19 protein-coding genes are annotated in these 19885 nt (G+C 49.0%); 7 read left to right on the top strand and 12 right to left on the bottom strand.

The features are described 5' to 3' along the window. The first annotated feature begins 9 nt into the window (after positions 1 to 9). Together BLS44_RS22325 and BLS44_RS22320 are read left to right on the top strand one after the other, a co-directional pair. Positions 10 to 447 (top strand): FixH family protein, encoded by a 438-nt coding sequence (locus BLS44_RS22325; protein ID WP_090392607.1) that lies wholly within the window; start codon positions 10 to 12, stop codon positions 445 to 447. After that, positions 448 to 1155: a sulfite exporter TauE/SafE family protein gene (locus BLS44_RS22320; protein WP_090392603.1), complete on the top strand. Its 708-nt coding sequence runs from the start codon at positions 448 to 450 to the stop codon at positions 1153 to 1155. Positions 1156 to 1317: 162 nt separating this feature from the next. On the opposite strand, the gene BLS44_RS22315 is transcribed toward BLS44_RS22320, so the two are convergent. Next, on the bottom strand, positions 1318 to 1680 hold the full coding sequence (locus BLS44_RS22315) for a hypothetical protein (RefSeq protein ID WP_090392601.1): 363 nt from the start codon (positions 1678 to 1680) through the stop codon (positions 1318 to 1320). Between the two features lie 194 nt (positions 1681 to 1874). Then, positions 1875 to 2732, bottom strand: coding sequence for a transglutaminase family protein (locus tag BLS44_RS22305; RefSeq protein WP_090392663.1), 858 nt, complete (start codon positions 2730 to 2732; stop codon positions 1875 to 1877). A 285-nt stretch (positions 2733 to 3017) separates the two neighbouring features. Here BLS44_RS22305 and BLS44_RS22295 point away from each other — a divergent pair, with 285 nt between their 5' ends. The 3 genes from BLS44_RS22295 to BLS44_RS22285 all read left to right on the top strand — a co-directional run bounded on the left by BLS44_RS22295 (position 3018) and on the right by BLS44_RS22285 (position 6403). Continuing rightward, complete coding sequence (locus BLS44_RS22295) at positions 3018 to 3875, top strand: mechanosensitive ion channel family protein (protein WP_090392596.1); 858 nt, start codon at positions 3018 to 3020, stop codon at positions 3873 to 3875. Between the two features lie 50 nt (positions 3876 to 3925). Beyond that, positions 3926 to 5281 (top strand): sulfatase-like hydrolase/transferase, encoded by a 1356-nt coding sequence (locus tag BLS44_RS22290; protein ID WP_090392594.1) that lies wholly within the window; start codon positions 3926 to 3928, stop codon positions 5279 to 5281. A 144-nt stretch (positions 5282 to 5425) separates the two neighbouring features. Continuing rightward, positions 5426 to 6403: a 3-keto-disaccharide hydrolase gene (locus tag BLS44_RS22285; RefSeq protein ID WP_090392592.1), complete on the top strand. Its 978-nt coding sequence runs from the start codon at positions 5426 to 5428 to the stop codon at positions 6401 to 6403. 455 nt (positions 6404 to 6858) lie between these two features. On the opposite strand, the gene tnpA is transcribed toward BLS44_RS22285, so the two are convergent. The 3 genes from tnpA to BLS44_RS22270 form a co-directional block, all read right to left on the bottom strand. Then, positions 6859 to 7302, bottom strand: coding sequence for an IS200/IS605 family transposase (tnpA, locus tag BLS44_RS22280; protein ID WP_090392590.1), 444 nt, complete (start codon positions 7300 to 7302; stop codon positions 6859 to 6861). Positions 7303 to 7578: 276 nt separating this feature from the next. After that, positions 7579 to 8988: a carboxypeptidase regulatory-like domain-containing protein gene (locus BLS44_RS22275; RefSeq protein ID WP_090392588.1), complete on the bottom strand. Its 1410-nt coding sequence runs from the start codon at positions 8986 to 8988 to the stop codon at positions 7579 to 7581. Then, positions 8978 to 9553 carry an RNA polymerase sigma factor gene (locus BLS44_RS22270; RefSeq protein WP_090392586.1) on the bottom strand — a complete coding sequence of 192 codons (576 nt, stop codon included), beginning with the start codon at positions 9551 to 9553 and terminating at the stop codon, positions 8978 to 8980. The genes BLS44_RS22275 and BLS44_RS22270 overlap by 11 nt, the downstream gene beginning before the upstream one ends. Positions 9554 to 9900: 347 nt before the next feature. On the opposite strand from BLS44_RS22270, the gene BLS44_RS22265 reads away from it, so the two are divergent. Then, a complete protein-coding gene (locus BLS44_RS22265) occupies positions 9901 to 10314 on the top strand; it encodes a hypothetical protein (protein WP_245729358.1) in 414 nt (137 codons plus the stop codon). 377 nt (positions 10315 to 10691) lie between these two features. Here BLS44_RS22265 and BLS44_RS22260 read toward each other — a convergent pair whose 3' ends face one another. The 6 genes from BLS44_RS22260 to BLS44_RS22235 form a co-directional block, all read right to left on the bottom strand. Continuing rightward, complete coding sequence (locus BLS44_RS22260; RefSeq protein ID WP_090392584.1) at positions 10692 to 11291, bottom strand: VIT1/CCC1 transporter family protein; 600 nt, start codon at positions 11289 to 11291, stop codon at positions 10692 to 10694. Then, entirely contained in the window at positions 11284 to 12516 is a 1233-nt protein-coding gene (gene rocD, locus BLS44_RS22255) for an ornithine--oxo-acid transaminase (RefSeq protein ID WP_090392582.1), read from the bottom strand. The genes BLS44_RS22260 and rocD overlap by 8 nt, the downstream gene beginning before the upstream one ends. 310 nt (positions 12517 to 12826) lie before the next feature. Then, complete coding sequence (gene ispE / locus BLS44_RS22250; RefSeq protein WP_090392580.1) at positions 12827 to 13651, bottom strand: 4-(cytidine 5'-diphospho)-2-C-methyl-D-erythritol kinase; 825 nt, start codon at positions 13649 to 13651, stop codon at positions 12827 to 12829. A gap of 32 nt (positions 13652 to 13683) precedes the next feature. Continuing rightward, entirely contained in the window at positions 13684 to 14280 is a 597-nt protein-coding gene (locus BLS44_RS22245) for a bifunctional nuclease family protein (protein WP_090392578.1), read from the bottom strand. Between the two features lie 157 nt (positions 14281 to 14437). After that, a complete protein-coding gene (gene pgi, locus BLS44_RS22240; RefSeq protein WP_090392575.1) occupies positions 14438 to 16087 on the bottom strand; it encodes a glucose-6-phosphate isomerase in 1650 nt (549 codons plus the stop codon). Between the two features lie 21 nt (positions 16088 to 16108). After that, complete coding sequence (locus BLS44_RS22235; protein ID WP_090392573.1) at positions 16109 to 17119, bottom strand: threonine aldolase family protein; 1011 nt, start codon at positions 17117 to 17119, stop codon at positions 16109 to 16111. Positions 17120 to 17397: 278 nt separating this feature from the next. Between BLS44_RS22235 and BLS44_RS22230 the strand changes: the two genes are divergently transcribed. Further along, complete coding sequence (locus BLS44_RS22230; protein WP_090392571.1) at positions 17398 to 18597, top strand: L,D-transpeptidase family protein; 1200 nt, start codon at positions 17398 to 17400, stop codon at positions 18595 to 18597. Between the two features lie 16 nt (positions 18598 to 18613). Here the strand turns inward: BLS44_RS22230 and BLS44_RS22225 are convergent, their stop codons facing one another. After that, on the bottom strand, positions 18614 to 19879 hold the full coding sequence (locus tag BLS44_RS22225) for an aspartate kinase (RefSeq protein ID WP_090392659.1): 1266 nt from the start codon (positions 19877 to 19879) through the stop codon (positions 18614 to 18616). Positions 19880 to 19885: the final 6 nt, after the last annotated feature.

Raw genomic sequence — 19885 nt, 5'->3', positions numbered from 1 at the left:
TAGTCTATTATGAACTGGGGAATCAGGGTGGTGATCATATTAGCGCTTTTCCTGGCGGGAATGACCTATATGGTGGCGCTGGCAATGCGGCAGACCAATGAAACGATAGATGCCGATTATTACAGTAAGGAATTAAAGTATCAAAAGGTCATCGACGGAAAAAAGCAACTGGCGGCCCTGGCGCAGCCGGTGATGATCAGCGATTCTGCAGGCGGGGTTTGGGTCCGGCTTCCGGAAATTGCAGTGCAGCACCTGGATTCAGGACATATCGAGTTCCTGAGGTTATCATCCAGTAAGGCAGACCGTAGGATCCCGATGGCCATTGCCGGAAAATCGGTTTATTCCCTGCCTCTTGCCTCTTTTGTAAAAGGATGGTACCGGGTGCGGATAGAATGGATAAGCAAGGGCGTCGATTATTATCATGAACAAAATTTTCAGATCCGGTAAATGATAGCAGCAGTACTGGCAGGGTTGGGCATGGGAATGGCCGGCAGCTTTCACTGCATCGGGATGTGTGGTCCGCTGGCGCTGTCCATCCCGTTGAATGGGACCTCATCCACAGCAAGGCTGTTTTCCATCCTGTTTTATAACCTGGGCAGAACGGTTACTTATTTTTTAATAGGCGCAGTGTTGGGATGGGCCGGATACCGTGTAGCCATCACGGGGTACCAGCAATACTTTTCCATTATCACAGGTGTTTTTTTATTGATGATGTTGCTTCCTCCGGGGTACCTGCCGGAAATAAAGGGATTCAGGAAGATTCAGCAGCAGCTCAAAAAGACGCTGGCCCGTTTCCTGCTGAGGCGTAACCGGCCCCTGTCTTTTTTAATGATCGGCGCGCTGAACGGGTTGCTGCCCTGCGGCCTGGTTTATATGGCCATTGCAGCGGCATTGGTAATGGGAGGACCCCTGGACTCCGGTGTTTTTATGGCGGCATTTGGCCTGGGAACCATTCCGCTGATGGCGATGTTAATGCTTACCGGCCATCACCTTTCTTTTTCGCTCCGGCTCCGTATTAAAAAGTTCCTGCCTTTTTTTGTAGCGGCTGTAGCAGTGCTGATGATCCTCAGGGGACTTAACCTGGGCATACCTTATATCAGCCCTGCTTTTTCTGAAACGATGACGGGGGCGGTGGAATGCCACCCGGTGAAATAATGCCCGCTGGACCTATGGAGCGTATCCAGCTTTCAGCGGTCTGTCTTCAGTTATCAGTTTTGATCATCGGGAAAAACATAATCATCATCAATAGAACATTTAGGCATGCACAACGATCTGACGTTGAACCTGAAACCTGAAACCTGAAACAAACATAGGAACTTACCGGGCTTTCTTCGGCGCAGGCTCGTCTACCATCTTGTCCAGCTCCTGCGCCAGCTTTTCGATCAGGGTGGCAGTTGATGCCGCCAGGCTTTCAATATAGGGTTGACTGGTCCTGGCGAGCTTATCGGCTTTTTGCTCTGCAATGATTTTGATCTTGCGGGCGGCCTTTTCTGCGGCAGCGGCTGCTTTTGTAAGACTTGCTTCCAGCTCTTTCGGGCTCTTGCTGCTGTCCGCGCTGCCGGGTGCTGTTGCGGCAACCAGGTGTTGATCGGTGGAGTCTGCGGCAACCTGGGCTTTGCAGGTAATGGCCGCGCCTGCCGCAATCAAAAATATAAGGACGGATTTCGCGTATTTTTTCATGATTCAACGTTTGTGAATAGGTTAGACCTTCAAATAAAAGCATGGGTTGCTTTAAGAAAATGTCAAATTTCTTTCGGTGAAGTTGTGCCAACTTTCCGGTGTGGCGGGTTTTCCCGCAGCTCAGCGCGGGCGGAAGGCTTCCCGGATGATTCAATAAAAGTAAAAAAACAGGAAAGAAAACCAGGGAATACTGATTAATCCAGCAGCCGGATCAGTGTTCCCAGTTCCTGGTATTGTACTTTCTGAAGGTCATTGTCGAAACAGGCCCTGAAGTCTGTAAGCACCTGTTGGATGACCTCCCGGTTGGACCGGGGCCGTAGCAGTTCCGGCGTATATTCCACTGCAATTTTGGTAAGATAGTGCTGCAGGTCTGTATGTGTGAAGATCTGTCCCAGGGAGGGCTCTATAAAAAAATCCACCTCGTAGTTACCCGTTGCATTGCCCAGGCCCGGCCTGCAATACCCCAGCACAAACTGATGCGGAATGCGCATCAGCTTTACGGGAATGTCCAGCATCTCGACCAGCAATAAATAAAGAGAGCCGATGCCTGTCTGGTTTCCTTTTTTGGATTCCAGCACCTGTGGTATCAGGTACTCCGCAGGGTGGTCAGCATTGTTGGTATTTCCCTTTAGACCAATGTAGTTATAAATAATACTGTTAATAATATGTACCTGTTCCAGGGGGGTAAGATAATTGTTGATCTCCAGCCAGATATTCCTGCGCAGGCGTTCTACATGATGCAGCACTTTTGCTGCCTGCAGTTCCGGGTAAAGGAATTTGGCAATTAAAAGCAATGCCGGCATCAGCTCATGATGGCCCGCCTCATTCCATTCTTTAAAATCGATGTACAGCCCGGAAAAATACAAACGGTGGATCAGCAGCTCAATACGTTCCTGTACGGCGGTATCGGCTGTTGTTTCCCACAGGTGCTCCAGGTTGGGGATCATGGGCAGCCCATAAGTGATAATGCGGTCACTGACCGCCTCATAGATCTCATGATCGGGGTCGTCAATCAGATTCAGCAATGCGTTTACTTCTTTTGTATCCTCCATCAGGTCAAAGATAACAGGCTGTGCCCTGCAGAACAAAAATTAAAATCCACAGCCGTGCATAAGCGTTTGCCTGAATGTTATGGCAGTGCTTTATAGAGGAGCGGCCCCGGGTATTCCGGAGGTTTGGGACCGGTTTATACTTAGGCCGCCACAACGGAAAATTAAGTAAAGTCGCAGTCAAAGTGGGTGATAAGAACGCCGGCAAAGGAATTTTAAGCAGGCGCAGAAGCATCCTGTTCATAAATTCGGGCAAATTGATTAGTTTGGCGCTTCAATCCGATAGTGATGGAGCAACATAAAAAAACGATACCTGTTTCTTTTATCCTCAGGGCTATAACATGGATCCTGCTGAGCATCTCGTTCCCGTTCTTTGAAGCTTTTTATACGCAGCACCCCTACCTGTTGCAAGTTGCTTACGGGTTGAATACTTTTCTGACGGCCAGCGTGATCATTTCTATCGGGAAATTCATTATTGTTGCGTTTTATAACCGGCGTCATGCTGCGCATAAGGTGCGGGGTAATTTTGTTTTAGGGATCAGCCGGCTTGCAGCTATCCTGAATGCGATTTTCGCCATTATCGCTGTGATGATCGCTTTGGGGATCGATCCGAGGGAATTCATTACCAGTATGACCATTGTAGCTATGGCGATTGCGGTCATTTTCAGGGAATACATTACCAATATGATCAGCGGGCTGATCGTTATGTTCTCAGAACAGTTCTCTATCGGTGATCATATCCGTATCGGAGAGCATTCCGGTAAGATCATTGACATCACTTTTGCAAATATTGTGGTGCTCAATGAAGAGGAGGATATGGTGCTGGTCCCCAATAACCTCGTCTTTACTGCTACGGTGATCAACAAGTCGGCGCAGATCTCCAATAAACTTACCGTCCGGTTTGAGCTGCCGCTTGCGGAGCAAATGGATGTGCAAACATTAAGCGCCAGGCTGGACCCGGTATTGAAAACAATGCCTGATCTGACTGCGGGTGCAGAGGTGATCGTAAGGATCGCCGAGCTGGGGAAGGATTTTGTAAAGTACAAGATCGATCTGTATGCGATCGACAGCAGCAACCGGCGGCAAAAGCGGATAGAGAGTGCAGTGTTGAACGCGGTACTGGATCTAAATAGGGGGGCGGCATAATGCTTGTGCAACGATCAATGCCTATAATATTAAACAGGAATTTTATAACCATGCGACATCTTTACATTTTTGCCTTACTGTTGCTCATCGGGGCAAGGGGGCTTGGCCAGCAGCGGCCCAATATTGTGTTTGTGCTAACGGACGACCTGGGTTACTCCGACCTGGGTTGCTATGGCAACCCTTTGATACAAACGCCTTTCCTGGATAAGATGGCCGGCCAGGGTTTACTGGCGACCAACTATGTGGTTACAAGCCCCTCCTGCACACCATCCCGTGCCTCCCTGCTTACCGGCCGTTATGCCTCGCGATACAATCTCCCTGATCCGATTGCGCCCGGCTCTGCACTTGGGTTGCCGGATGCAGAAGTGACCCTTGCGGAAATGCTGAAGAAAAGAGGCTATAGAACCGGGATGGTTGGTAAATGGCACCTGGGGGATCAAAAACCATATAACAAACCCAATGGGCAGGGGTTTGATTTTTATTACGGGATCCTGTACAGCCATGATTACCGGAACCCCTATGTAAATACCGATACTGTCATTAAGATCTTCCGGAACACGACACCGGAACTGGAGCGTCCCGCAGACTCGTTACTGACCGGGCTTTATACACAGGAATCCATCCGTTTTATTGAGCAACAGCAACCCGGAAAGCCGTTCTTTTTGTACCTGGCACACAACCTGCCGCATTTGCCGGTGGCGTTTGCAGCCGGGCGGAGCCGCCTTAAAGAAAAACCGGGAGGGCCCCTGGGGAAAGTGATCACCGAAATCGACGATGGGCTTGCCGCTATCTGGAAAACGCTGGAAAAGAAAAAGATGGCGGATAATACCATTCTCATTTTCTCCAGTGATAACGGCCCCTGGAGCGAATACCCGGCCCGGATGGAGAAGGACGGTGTAACCAAACGTTTTCATGCAGGGGCTGCCGGTATATTCCGCGGCTCCAAGGCACAGTCGTATGAAGGCGGTGCGCGTGTGCCTTTTATTGTATACTGGAAGAACCGGGTTCCGGCAGGATACCGCCTTACAGATGCGATCAGCAATGTGGATATACTGCCTACGATTGCCCGGTGGACAGGCGCCGGTTTGCCGGAGGGGCCGGTACTGGACGGGCAGGACATCAGTCCTTTACTGGAGCATAAAATGGCCCCGGGTACCTTTCAGCACCGCCCTGTATTTATTGTAAATCATGGCCGGCCCGAGGCGGTGAAGCAAGGCCAGTGGAAATACAGGGAGGCTCCGGAATGGGAGCATCCGGTTACCGGCCAGATTGTGCCGGCTGTAAAAGAGTTATTCAACCTGGGGGAAGACCCCTCCGAGCGGGTAAATCTTATCGGGCGTTACCCGGAGAAGGCGGAGGCCCTCAAAAAGATTTTCGACAGCTTTACAGCCTATCCCGGCAATTAGGGCGCGTTACCGGGCGTTTGCCGTTTATGGAAACGGAATGGCAGGAAGCAAAATAAATCTTATCTTCCGCTCTTGTTAAGCCGTATAAGCAGCTGCTGGGCACTGCCGGCTGTAAAAAAGCATTATTAATCATTAATCATTTTTATGCGTAAACGTTTTCTTGTTTTTGGAGTGAGTTGCCTGTTGGGGGCGGCATCCGTTTATGGCAGTCCGGTCTTTATGGAAAAGCCGCCGGTTGCCCGTGCTGCTGTGGCAGAAGCAAAGGATCTGATCGGTCGCTGGGATATCACTGTTGATGTGGATGGCAAACCTTCGCCTTCCTGGCTCGAAGTAAAACTGTCCGGAACCCGCACACTTGTGGGATATTTTGTAGGGATCACGGGAAGTGCCCGGCCGGTTGCCAAAGTGAAATTTAACGATGGGAAATTCAGCTTTACGATCCCTCCGCAATGGGAGGAAGGAGACCAGGATTTTGTGATCGAAGGAGCGCTGGCGGGCGGCGGAATTGAAGGTACGGTAGTAACCAGCGAAGGCAAAAAATACAACTGGAAGGGGGTAAAGGCACCCTTGCTGAAGAGGGATGCCGCACCGGTTTGGGGCAAAGCGATAAACCTGTTCAACGGGAAAGACCTGGCCGGCTGGAAAGCCGTAGGGGCAGCTAACCAGTGGATCGTAAAGAACGGGGTGCTTACCAGCCCGCATTCGGGTGCCAACCTGATCTCGGATCAGAAATTTACCGATTTTAAACTGCATGTAGAATTCCGTTATCATAAAGGCAGTAACAGCGGTGTGTATTTAAGAGGTCGCTATGAAACCCAGATCGAGGATAGCCCTAAAGAGGCGCATCCATCCAGCGTATTGTTCAGCGGGATTTATGGGTTCCTAACGCCCAGTGAGATCAATGCCAAGGGGCCGGATCAATGGCAAAGCTATGATGTTACGCTTATAGGAAGGATGGTGACTGTAGTGGTGAACGGGAAAACGGTGATCAGCAACCAGGAGATCCCGGGTATTACAGGTGGGGCGCTGGATAGCAACGAAGGAGAGCCGGGCCCGCTCTATATACAGGGTGATCACGGACCGATCGAGTTCCGTAAGATCGTGATTACTCCTGCGAAATAAGCGATTACAAAAATATTGTTTTCAACAGAGGGCCTTAACGGGCCCTTTGTCATTGAAGCGTTGTAAGTAATTGTTTACACAAGGTTTGTTTACACGTGTTTTGTAAACAAAAAAGCTGTAAACAAAAAACAGGAAGCAGGGTTTGTTGACAATGGCGTTTCTTAAAAAAAATTGTAAACAAATGCTGCCTGCCGGGGCGGATTGAATGTCGGGTACCGGTTCCGTATTTGGTGTTGGGTTTTCATTTCCACCTTTTCACTCCCGTTCCGAAGCTTCCTTTCGTGTGGACACATTTCCTGAAGATGATCAAACAATCTGGAACTGCATCAGGGACAGATTTGCCCCGACTTAATAAAGTGGGCCTGACCCGGAGGGTCTCATGTGTATGGCCCCTGGCGCAGCCAGGGGTAGCAGATGGTGTAGAGGATGCGGCCCCGAAGGGGGCGAATACTGTTTCACCATAAATATTTTTCATCAAATTCAACACCATTTTCAATGAGCAATCGTTTATATTCATCGTAAAATGTTTCCTTTTTATGGTGCTCTTTTTGATTCTTGACATAGTTGATAATAATATCTCTTTCTCTTATTGAATAGGTGAAGGCCCCGTAGCTTTCCTGCCATCCACCAAATTCAGGAAACAGGTCATTATTTTTCATCCATATACTGCTGGATGCTTTTATATCCCTAATATAATCCGCTAATGATATGGAGGGATGAAGGTCTGAAAAAATATGTATATGGTCTTCTATACCGTTGATTCGATAAAGTTTACATTTTTTGTTCTTTACAATGCCCCAGATGTACCTGTAAAGCTCTTCACAGTGGGCTTCTGTAATTGTTTTACGTCGGTTTTTAGTAGCAAAAACAATCTGGTAGAAAATCTGACGGTAGCTCATGATATCTATTTCGTAGGTTATAAAATATTGCACTGTCCACTCTAAATTTACAATTAAATTTCAAGAGTCCCATCTGCGTTTATCACATTCGACCCCTCCGGGGCCGCGTCCTCTGCGCATTTTCTTTCCCCCAGCTAACGCTGAGGGTTATGCATAGGGCACCCTTCGGGCACTTCAGCAACAACCACAGAAAGATCGTTCCGGTACAACCTCAAAAGATCTGTCCACACGATGGGAGGCCTCGGGATCGGGATTCAAATTTTCAAATTCCGCTTCCTAATCAACCTTTATTTTTAGATCCACCTTCTTTTTACGCTTGCTGCTCTTCCATTTCGGCCCTTTTTTAATAATGGAAATGGCCTTTTGTGCAGTGGCTTCGTCCGGTGTTTTAACGACGGTGAATTTTTCGGGCTCGCCATTTTCAACAGTGAACCGGAGGTGCAGGTCTTTGCTGGCATTGCTGCTGTTTACACCCATTTCGGTAGCCAGCTTGTTATAAAAACTGTCCCAGCCGCCCTGCGGGTAGGGCGATTCTTTATACGGCAGCGTATCTACTTTATAGCTGCTGATACTTCCGGTTATTGCTTTTTTTCTTTGTGTTCCGTATCCTACCACCACCACTTCATTTAAGCCGGCATCCGACGCGGTTAACTGTACCCCGGCTGTTTTGCCGGCGAGAAGTTGCTGTGTCCTGAGGCCATACCCGGGAGCCATAAAAGCGAGGTTGCCGGCAGAGTCCTGCGCAGGCAAGCGGAAGCTGCCATCTGCATTGGAGAGCGTTGAATAGTTTCGGGACGTAGTAATGGTTACACCGGCAATAGGGACACCGGCAGTATCGGTAACCCTGCCCAGGTAATAGGATTGCTCCTCGTTCTTGGCCATTATGAAATTTAAATTCCCCGTAGCGGGGGGCGTTTTTGCAGTAGCACCAATGGGGCCTCCCCACTGGTTCTTCGTATCCAGGTTTCCGAACGGCGTCGTTCTTGCAGAATTGATACCACGTATGCGGAGCATTGGATTGGCGGCTGAACGGTTGGCTGCTTCTGCGTTGGCGGGGGGTAATGAGCCCCGGAGCGCACTGACCACAGGAGCTGTTGCAACATTGGGGGCAGCGTCAGCGGCAATAGCCTTCGCGTCGTCTGCCGGTGACTCCGGAACATTGACCCGTGGAACCGTTTTTTTAGCGGAAGATTGCGGGGCTGCTTTTTTTTCTGCAATGGCAACTTTATTGGATAACGGCGTATTAATGGCAGTATCTGCTGCGCCGGCACCCGTTCCCGTTGCCTGCTCAGCGGTGGCCGGAGGCGCTGCAGCTGCTGTATTCTTTGCAAGGGGAGCAGGGGCAGGCTCCGGCTTCATAAAGAGCCAGGCGCCGGCGGCCATAATGCCGATGACGGCCGCAGCAGCCAGTCCCCGCCACCATTTTGCACGGGGTTTGTGCAGTATCACTACAGGAGGTGCTGAGGCTTTCTGTTTTCCCTGCCCGGCGACAAGGCTCCGGATCTCGTTGAGATGTGCATCTGTAACGGATGGTGTTGCATTCCGGTACCCATCCAGCGCATCTGCCAGGAATGGGTCTGTTAGCGCAGCCTTCTCCATTTCATGCATTTCTGCAGGAGACATACTGCCGCTCAGATAGCGCCGGATATCCTCAATTGTATACTGATATGTAGGATCAGTTGACATTTTTATCCATACAGTTTTTTAAATTCCTTCTCCCGTTTTGTATCAGGCTCCGCACTTTATTCCATTCCATCCCGGTTGTTTCCGCTATTTCATTATAACATTTGTTTTCATAGTAAAACAACCGGATCGTTCTTTCCTGTTCACCGGGAAGCGACTCCATACATTTTTCCAGTTTTTTAAAGGTCTCCTCTTTTTCAATAACACTATCCAGATGCGAAAGATCGCCTGATTGCACAACCTGTGTATCTAAATTTACCGTTATATTTTTTTTGGCCGCTCTCAGGATCATGAGACAGTGGTTTTTAGCCAGCACATACAGCCAGCTTTTAAAATGCTGTACCTCATGCCGGGGCAGCTTTTCCCTGATTTCCTGGTAAATGTTCATAACAGCATCTTTTGCATCCTCCGGATCTTCCAGGTATTTCAGACATACACCATATATTAAATCGCTGTATCTCAGGTATAAATGCGCCAGTGCATCCTGATCATTTTCAAGTTTGAATTGATCAAGAAGCTCCGCATCGCTCCGTTCCGCGGTTACAGGTATGCTGATGATTTTGCTCAAGCGGGATTAAAATGGCCCGGTATGGCCTTTTTTACCAGTTGCAAGATAATTTTTTTTTTGCAGCAGCGTTGATCCGCGGGGAATTAAACGGGTTGCCGGGCGATTTTTTCCTGTAATATACTGACACATGATTTTTTGTGTAGATAAATAAGTGGCTTTTTGAATTTTGGCATAGTATTAGAAATAAGAGGATAGGCCGTTGCTGTTTTATATGGTCAAAAGATCAGGGTAGTTCTCTTCTGATTTTTAATAAGCGACCATTCAACCGTTTATCCTATAAAATTTTAAGAGTGCTCTTTTAAAGAAGCACTCTTGTTTTATAAGGCTGATTGTTCTTTATTTGCAGGATGAAAATCCTAAGTCGTTCTCAGTGGCTGGCGCTTTTGGCTGCGATCATTCTGACAATTGCCTGTTTTATGCCCTGGGCGCAGATAGACTCCATCGGACTTACCCTTTCGGGAATAGATACCACCGGCACCCGTTACGGTAAGCCTGCTTACAACCATTTTATATTGACGGCAGTGATTCTCGTATTTACACTTATTGCCAGGATCTGGGCCAAAAGACTGAATCTCCTGTTTGGGGTGCTGAACCTGGCCTGGGCGATCCGGAATTTCATTCTTTTTGGCCGCTGCGAAGCCGGCGATTGCCCGGAACGGCAAATAGGCCTGTATCTCGTATTGCTGGCTTCCGTGATCCTGCTGCTGACGATCCTTTTTCCAAAGATGGAGTTAAAGGATGAAGGAGACCAGGAAGCATAGGGGGGTGAAGTTTCCGTTTAAGGGTTTCCGTTAGCGTGCGTTTTATACTTGCCGCCCTGCAGTGTTTTGGGCGACAGGGGATGATGCCTGGGGAATATTTATGGCGGAGACTGATCTCTCCTGTGTTTGTTTCAGGTTTGAGGTATAAAGTTTCAGGTTATATCGGTTTTCTCCTTCAAAGATAACAGGTGGGTTCCTGGTTGAACATTGTTGCATGTGGTTGAGTCTTATTTAAAGGATGCTGAAAACTACCCGAAGTTTCGGGGGCTGACAGCTGAAGACTGAGATCTGATAACTGGAGGCTTGTTTTTACAGGCCCACATTCTCAAATTTTCAAATTGTATTAGTAGCAGGGGGTGAACCTTATTGGTTTTGATTCAGATCAGCGTTCCAATCCAATAGGCGCCTGCTGCTGCAAGAAGGCCTCCACCTGCGGTTAAAATAACCCCTCCCCAAACCGGCCGGCCAAATAACCGGTATTTCAGGAACCCGGTAATGATCAGGATCACTGCCGGGTTCAGGAAGAATAGATAACCGGGAAGCGAGTGCCTTTGAGCATTCAAAAGTATGGTCAGCCCTCCGGCAATGCAGCCGGCAAAGATGCACAACGCGTAGCTAAGGGGGGGCAGGGGCTCGCCCGCAGTCCCCTTTTGTTCCCATTCCGTTTTCCATTCACTGCTTTCCCGTTCTGCATCTTTGATAAGATCTTCTTTTATATGATCTGCAACATCCAGCCCTTTGTATACGTTCAGGATCCGCTTATCATGGGTATGGGACAATTCCTCGCGCCGCGTAAAAAAACCGCCGGCCGCCATCAGCGTAGCCGCTGCCAGCGTTGCATAGAAGGTGTATTGCCGGACATCGGATGCCGCATGATCCAAACCACTCAGGAAACAAAATACCGTTAATGGAATAATGATACCGTCGATAACGCCGATAAGGACCGATGAAAAGTAATGCGTTGTTATTTTAGACATCAAGACAGTTTAAGGAAAGACCGATCATTGCAACCGCCTCTTCCAGCTGTTCCCTGGTTATACAAAGAGGTGGGGCAAACCGGATCTTATCACCATGTGTGGGTTTTGCCAGCAGCCCGTTTTGCTTCATTTCCAGGCATAGCTTCCAGGCCGCCTCAGGATCTGCCGCGTTGATCTCGATAGCATTGAGCAGCCCTTTTCCCCGTACCGTGCGTATATGCGGGGAGCCAAGCTCCCGGAGTTGTTTCCTGAAAAAAGCCCCCAGCTCCAGGGCATTGGCGGCCATATCCTCTTCGATCAATACCTGTAAGGATGCAATAGCCGTAACCGCAGCCAGCGGGTTGCCTCCATAAGTGGAGCCGTGTTCGCCGGGTTTAATGGTCAGCATGATTGCATCATTGGCCAGTACGGCACTGATGGGCATCATACCACCGCTCAGAGCTTTCCCCAGCAATACAATATCGGGTTTTACCTCCTCTGCATCGCAGGCCAGCAGGTAGCCGGTGCGGCAAAGACCGGTTTGTATCTCATCGGCAATGAATAATACACCGGCCTCCTCACAAAGCCGTTTTGCTGTGGAGAGATAACCTGCGTCCGGTACGATCACACCGGCTTCGCCCTGTATTGGTTCTACCAGGAAGCCGGCTACATTCTTTTGCAGGAGCGCCTCTTCCAGTGCCACAGGGTCATTGTAGGGGATCTTTATAAAGCCACCTGTAAAAGGGCCAAAATTCTTTTTTGAAGAAGGGTCACTGCTGAAGGAAATAACCGTGGTGGTTCTTCCATGAAAATTCTGCTCACAAACAATAATGATGGCTTCGTTTTCGGGAATGCCTTTTACTTCGTAGGCCCATTTCCTGCAGAGTTTGATCCCTGTTTCAACGGCTTCCACACCGGTATTCATGGGCAGCACTTTATCATAGCCCAGCAAACCGGTAATATATTTTTCAAAATCACCCAGTTTGTCATTGTAAAAGGCCCGGCTTGTAAGCGTAAGGCGCTGTGCCTGTTCCGTAAATGCTGCAACAATACGGGGATGGCAGTGGCCCTGGTTTACGGCGGAATAGCCGCTTAAAAAATCGTAGTACCGGTTGTCTTCCACATCCCATACAAACACTCCCTTTCCTTTTGACAGAACAACCGGAAGCGGGTGGTAATTGTGCGCGCCATAAGCTTCTTCCAGATCTATAAAATAGTGATCATTACTTTTAGTAATTGCAGACATAAACAGAAAAATTAGAAATTAGGAATAAAAAATAAGGAATCAGGAGATAAGTAACTGCCGGGCTAAAGCCAGCTTACCACGTTGAAGAATGTCAGTGGTTCAACAGATCAAGATGCTGTCGCAAAAATAGAAGTTGAAGTGTACCTGCTGTAAGCATAGCCGCAAGATACAGAAAATGGCGGATTAAAAATCAGGCCGGGCAAAAAGTTTTGAAGAATGCCGAATTTGAAAATGTGGAAATGAGGCGTACCGCCTGATGATGATGGTATCGTGAGCACCGGGCACCAGGCCAGGAATCGCATCACTGCTTTCAATGCAGCAGGGGGGTATCCAGGGAAACGCTCCGGATGAAACAGGTAGCCGGGAATACCGGCATATCCGGAGGGTGTTTAAACAAGCCAAAAACGGTGCTGCCCGTCCCTGTCATAGCTGCAAATACGGCTCCCGCGGCTTTTAGCCGGTTCCGGATGTCTTTGATCTCGGGATAGGCTTCATACACCAGCGGCTCAAAATCATTGGTTACAAAATGTTCCCATGAAGGAGGGGGGGCGGTAAGCGTTTTCAGGGAATGGGCCGGGGTGGAGGGAATAATGCGGCTAAACGCCCAGGGGGTGCTGATGTGGATGCCAGGGTTCACCAACACGAGGTGGTAGCCGGAGAGATCCAGTGAAATGGGTTGGAGCGCTTCGCCCCGCCCGGTGGCATAGCAGGGTGTATTGAGGATAAAGAAGGGCGCGTCGCTGCCGAGGTGCAGGGCGTATTTTAATAACTGTTTTTGCGATAACTGCAGGTTAAAAAAGCGATCCAGCGCTATTAGTGCGGTTGCTCCGTTAGCGCTCCCTGCGCCCAGCCCCGCACCTGCCGGGATGTTTTTTAACAGGTGGAACCGGACGGGGGGGAGTTGTGGCAGCTCCTGTTTCAGCAGGTGCCAGGCCCTCCATACACTATTGTCTTCTTTATTGCCGGGGATGGGAAGCCCGTGGAGGGTCAGCGCTGTTTCATCAGCGGGCAGCAGCTCCAGCACATCATAAATGGGCAGGGGATAAAAAACCGTCTCCAGGTCGTGAAATCCATCCGGCCTCCGGGCAATAATATGCAGCCCTAAATTTATTTTGCAATTGGAAAAGAATACCACTTTTTGTCGGTATAAATAGTGAACCGGAGCAGTTATCCCCGGGTGCGGCTGTTGATCTCATCCCGTATGGCAATTGCCCGGATATAGTCTTCATTTTCCAGCACTTCGCTCAGCATGACGTTGAGCTCTTCGAGGCTCAGCGCTTTCAGGTCGTCCCGGCTGGGCTCACTGGTGGTGCCACCTACGGCTTCTTCTTTGGTGGCCTTCGGTTCTCCCTTTTCATCCATCACGATCCCTGCTGTTTCCAGGATATTCTCATAAGTGTAAATCGGGCATCCAAAGCGTACTGCGAGGGCAATAGCATCGGAAGTGCGGCTGTCGATCTCTACGGTGTCATGGTCAGAGGAACAAATGAGTTTGCTGAAAAAGATCCCTTCCTGCAGATCTGAAATAATGATCTCATGGAGGTCGATATTAAATGCTACAAGAAAGTTCTTCATCAGGTCGTGCGTTAACGGCCGGCTGGGGTTCATTTTTTCCAGGGCCACCGCAATGGCCTGCGCTTCAAACCCGCCGATCACGATCGGCAGACGCCGCAAGCCATTCACTTCTCCCAATACTACGGCATATGAGTGGGTTTGCGTAATACTGTGTGATAAGGCGACGATCTCTAACTCAATTTTTTTCATATATCACCAATTCTTAAATACGGGGTATTTAACCGGCAAATATAACCTTTTTTGCGGTCAACATACCGGTTTAGGAACATTCGGGTACCGGGAGTTGCAACAGCTGACAGCTTTGCTTTTTAACAGTGTGCTGTCAGCTGGTTGCAGCGCACAATGGTCACCGCATCTTTTTGTAGGCATTGATCAGGCCGGATGTGCTGCTGTCGTGCCCGGTTACCGGCGCATCGCCTTCCAAAGCAGGAAGGATCTTGTTGGCCAGCTGCTTCCCAAGCTCCACCCCCCACTGGTCAAAGCTGTAAATATCCCAGATCACTCCCTGAACGAAGATCTTGTGCTCATATAATGCGATCAGTTGCCCCAGGGTAAACGGAGTGATCCGCTCTACCAGGAAGGAATTAGTAGGCTTATTGCCTTCAAAAACCTTAAAGGGTGCCAGGCGGTCAGTATCTGCCCTGGAGAGGCCCGATTTTTTCAATTCATCTTTTACCTCTTTCAGCGTTTTCCCGTTCATCAGGGCCTCGGTCTGTGCAAAAAAATTGCTCAATAGTTTTTGATGGTGATCGCCCACCGGGTTATGTGTTTGTGCCGGGGCAATAAAATCGCAGGGGATCAAAGGCGTGCCCTGGTGTATGAGCTGGTAAAATGCATGCTGCCCGTTGGTGCCGGGCTCACCCCAGATCACCGGCCCGGTGGCATAGGTCACTCTTTTCCCGTTCCGGTCCACGCTTTTCCCGTTGCTTTCCATATTGCCCTGCTGAAAATAAGCAGGGAAGCGGTGAAGATACTGGTCATAGGGAAGGATGGCCTCTGTTTGCGCACCAAAAAAGTTGATATACCAGAGGCTTATAAGCGCCATGATCACCGGGATGTTCTGCTCAAACGGAGCGGTTTTGAAATGCTCATCAATATCATAAGCCCCTTTCAGAAGCGCCTCAAAATTGTGGTAGCCGATGGTGAGGGCAATGGATAAACCGATAGCGGACCAGAGAGAATAGCGGCCGCCTACCCAATCCCAAAACTCAAACATATTTTTTGTATCGATGCCGAATTTTTTTACTTCCTTTTCATTCGTGCTCAGGGCAGCAAAGTGTTTGGAGACCTGTTTGATGTCTTTGGCTTTTTTTAAGAACCAGTCCCGGGCTGTATGTGCATTGGTCATGGTTTCCTGGGTGGTAAAGGTTTTGGAGGCGATCAGGAATAGCGTGGTTTCCGGGTTTACTTTTTTGAGCACTTCTGTGATCTGCGTACCGTCTACATTTGAAACAAAAAAGGCTTCTATCCCTTTAACGGTATAAGGCTTCAGGGCTTCGGTAACCATAAAAGGCCCCAGGTCGCTTCCCCCGATGCCGATATTGACAATGGATTTGATTTTTTTACCGGTGTATCCCACATGCGATCCGTTGTGTACGGCCTCGCAAAAGCGCTTCATTTTTTGCTGTACCTTGCGTACCGCAGGCATTACATTTTCGCCGTTGCTGTTGATGGCTTCTTTGCCAAAGTACCGGAGTGCGATGTGCAGAACGGAACGCTGCTCGGTCTGGTTGATCAGCGCACCGGAGAACATGGCCCGGATGGCCTCCGGTAATTGCGCCTCCTTTGCCAGCTCCGCCAGTAATTGAAGGGTTTGATCCGTGATCCTGTTTTTTGAGTAATCGAAGAGCAGCGCTCCATGTCTGAGGGAATATTTCTGAAAACGCTGATCGTCGGCGGCAAACAGGTCCCGCATATGTACCGCCTTCATGGTTTCTGAATGAGCGGTCAATTTTTTCCAGCTTTTTGTTTTGGATGGATTTTGGGTTGGTAACATAATTCTTTTCTTTAGTAGTTTTTAAATGGACCGGATCTTTTCGATCACCTGTTGTACCATGCGCTCTGTAATATCGAGATGCAGTACAAAACGGACGCGGCTGGGAGCAACAGCATTGCAAAGAATGCCCTGTGCTCCAAGCCTCGTAACCAGGTCAGAAGCCGTGATGCCCCTTGTTTCAAAAATAATGATATTTGTTGCTACGGGTAACAGGTTTTCAACAAAATGGCAGTGCTGCAGTTCCCCGGCAATTGCCGCTGCATGCAGATGATCGGTTTGCAGCCGGTCAATATGATGCTCCAGGGCGTAGGTTCCCGCGGCCGCAAGGATGCCCGCCTGGCGCATACCGCCTCCGAGCACTTTCCGGAAACGCCGTGCCCTTGCAATAAAGGTTTTATTTCCCAGCAGTACGCTTCCCACGGGGCAGCCCAGGCCTTTTGAAAAACAAACGGAGATACTGTCAAACAGGGTCCCGTATTGTCCGGCAGTTTCCCCGCGGGCGATGAGCGCGTTAAACAACCGGGCGCCATCCAGGTGAAAGCCCATTCCGTGAGCGCGGCACACTTCCTGTATCTTTTTGAGCTCTTCAAAATCATAACAGCTTCCACCGCCCCGGTTACTGGTATTTTCAATGCATACCAGCGTACTCGCCGGTTTGTGTACATCGTCCGGGTTGATGGCGGTCAGCACCTGCGCAGCAGTGATACGTCCGCGGTCACCGGGCAGCAAACGGACCGATGCGCCGGAATTGAAAGCAATGCCCCCCGCTTCGTACTGGTAAATATGAGCGTCTGCATCGCAGATGACCTCGTTACCGGGCTGGGTATGACATTTGATGGCGATCTGGTTGGTTTGGGTACCGCTGGAACAAAAAAGCGCAGCCTCCATGCGGAACATCGCAGCACAGCGGGCTTCCAGTTCATTAACAGCGGGGTCTTCCCCAAAAACATCATCTCCGGTGGCTGCCTGCATCATAGCCTGCAGCATGCCGGGGGTGGGGCGTGTTACGGTATCAGAACGTAGATCAATCATTTGGGTTTCAAAAATAGGATATTGAAAGAAGCTTCTGTCATCCGGCACCGAAATTTACAGCCGTTTTTAAATGAATGAAATTCAGGGAACAATGATATATTATATATTTTTTAACACATAAAAGCTAAATTTGTAGATAATTTGTAACGCTTAACCGAAATATACGCCTCCTTTTTTCGTTATTATATAGCGGTGAAAGGCGGGTACGGTTGAGGTTCTGTATTGATAAATATTTAAAACGGCGATTCATAGATCCGGGGAATTATTATTGATTTAAAATGGCTTTAAAACTGAGAGGAAAAAGGGGTTACTTCGTTATTGCAAGCATTTTTACATTTTCTATATTCAGCTCTGCACAGAATTCTTATACGCCGCCGGTATCATACGGCGCTTTTTTTGATGCGCAAACCAGTTTGCCCCGCCCTAAAGAGTCCTTCCAGAAGAAGGGGGAATACCTGAAGAATCTTTTTAAACTGAAAGGGCTCGACTGGCCTGCCAAATATGTATACCTCCGCTCGTTCAAGTACGACAGTCAGCTGGAAGTGTGGGTAAAGAATTCGATAAAAGACGAATACAAACTCCTGAAGATTTACAAGGTGTGCGCCCTGGCCGGTTCCTTGGGCCCCAAAAGGTTTGAGGGCGATTACCAGGTGCCGGAAGGCTTTTATTATATCAACGAGTTTAACCCCAATAGCACCTATTATTTATCGCTGGGTCTGAATTATCCCAACGCATCTGACCGGATCCTTTCCGACCAGGCAAAGCCGGGAGGGGATATTTTTATACACGGGGGATGTGCTACCGTGGGATGTATCCCTATTAAAAATGACCAGATCGACGAATTGTACCTCCTGACGGCCGGAGCTAAAAGCGCCGGGCTGGATTATATACCCGTTCATATATTCCCGATCAATTACAGTGTAAAGCGAAGCTATGAGTATCTGAATAAGATGCTGGAGGCGGATCCTTCCTACAAGGCGCTTAACGTAAAGCTGGAGGAGGCGTTTGAATATTTTGAACAGCACAAGCAGCTGCCGGTGGTGATGACAAAGGATAATGGCGAGTATGTGATCAACGATGCGCCGGTGCTGGCGCCCCGGTTCCAGCCCAAGCAACGCCCTAAATCGGATTTTGTTCCCAGCCACCGGAAAGTGGATTTTATAGCCGATGCCGTAGCCAAATGGCCGGAGTACCCCGGTGGCGCCGCTGCATTTTCGGAATATGTAAAGCGCGTGGGCGCTGAAATGGTAAAGGCGTTGCCGGATAGCGTAACGCATGCTTATGTACAGCTGGAGTTTATCATTGATAAAGATGGAAGTCCTGTTAACTTCAAGATCCTGAAGGGCGGAGTGGATGACTATTTTGATAAAGTGCTGTTGTCAAAACTGGAAAAAATGCCCGCCTGGTCCCCGGCTATTTTGCGGGAAAAACCGGTTGCTAAAAAGATGGTCCAAACCATTGCTGTTAACGGAGAGTAGGCGTAAAAACCTCCTGTTATGAACGATGCAGCACCCTTATATTCCGCTGGGTTTGTTGTTTTACAAGCATTTCTTTGTTGTTGATATACCGGTCCAGCGCTGCCTGGTTGTAATGCCGGATGGTGGTGAGCGTTAACCCGGGGGTTACATGCACGTCAAACATCCCGGCAGCAGCCGATGAGAACCGGCTGATCTTTTCCTCCCAGTTGTCAAAAGCAAAGATGAGACTGATGGCCCCGTTTTGTGTAAGCGTGGGGCGCAGCGAATGTTCGTTGAACCATTGATACAGCTGGTAGGCATGGGCATCTCCCACAAAAGAAAAGTCTTTTGTTTTCAACTCCATCATCACCTGGTTCTCTTTTATAACAATGATCGGCGGCAGGTCTTTATTGACACTGTTATGAATAATGGTTCCGGGCAGGTCGGCATCCAGGAAACATTTTACGTAGAGCGGAATGTTCTTGTTCTGCAGGGGCTTAATGGTTTTGGGATGGATCACCTGGGCGCCGTAGTAGGCCATTTCGATCACTTCATTATAGCTGAGTGAATGGATCGGAACGGCATCGGGTATCTGTTTGGGATCGGCGCTCATTACGCTTTCCACGTCTTTCCAGATCGTGAGGCTTGCTGCGTTGAGCATATTTGCAAAAAGGGCTGCAGAATAATCGCTGCCTTCGCGTCCCAGTGTGGTGCTTTCGTTTTCGTCAGTAGCGCCGATGAATCCCTGGGTAATGATCCATTTCTTCTGCTGAACCAGGGGCTGGATATAGCGGTCTACCTGTTGTTGGGTGAATGCCCAGTTGATATTGGCATCCCTGAAATTATCATCAGTGCGGAAAATATCGCGTACGTCCACCCATTCATTTTGAATGCCCCGCTCGGAAAGGTAAAAGCTTACTATGCAGGTGGCCAGTAGTTCTCCAACACTTACTACCTGGTCATAGTAATAATCAAATTCACGTACAGGCGCATCATGCAGCATCCATTCCACTTCGGTAAAGCAATCGCGCAGCCGGGCTTCGCAGGCCAGGTAATGGGTAACCAGCAGGTATTTGGCAGTGGTAAGGTGTTGCCGTTTTATTTCATCAAAAAGCTGCAGGGCCTCCTCCTTTTTTTCTGCATAAAAAGCCTGCACTACTTTTTCCAGGGCATTGGTAGTTTTGCCCATTGCAGAGATCACGATCACCAGGTCGTCATCGGAGAAACGCTCCAGGATCGCTGCAACATTTGAGATCCGTTCTGCACTGTTCACAGAGGCTCCTCCGAATTTATACACCTTCATCTTTTT

Source organism: Niabella drilacis, assembly GCF_900101395.1.
In the GTDB taxonomy this organism is placed as follows: domain Bacteria; phylum Bacteroidota; class Bacteroidia; order Chitinophagales; family Chitinophagaceae; genus Niabella; species Niabella drilacis.
This window is presented reverse-complemented; position numbering and strand designations above follow the sequence as displayed.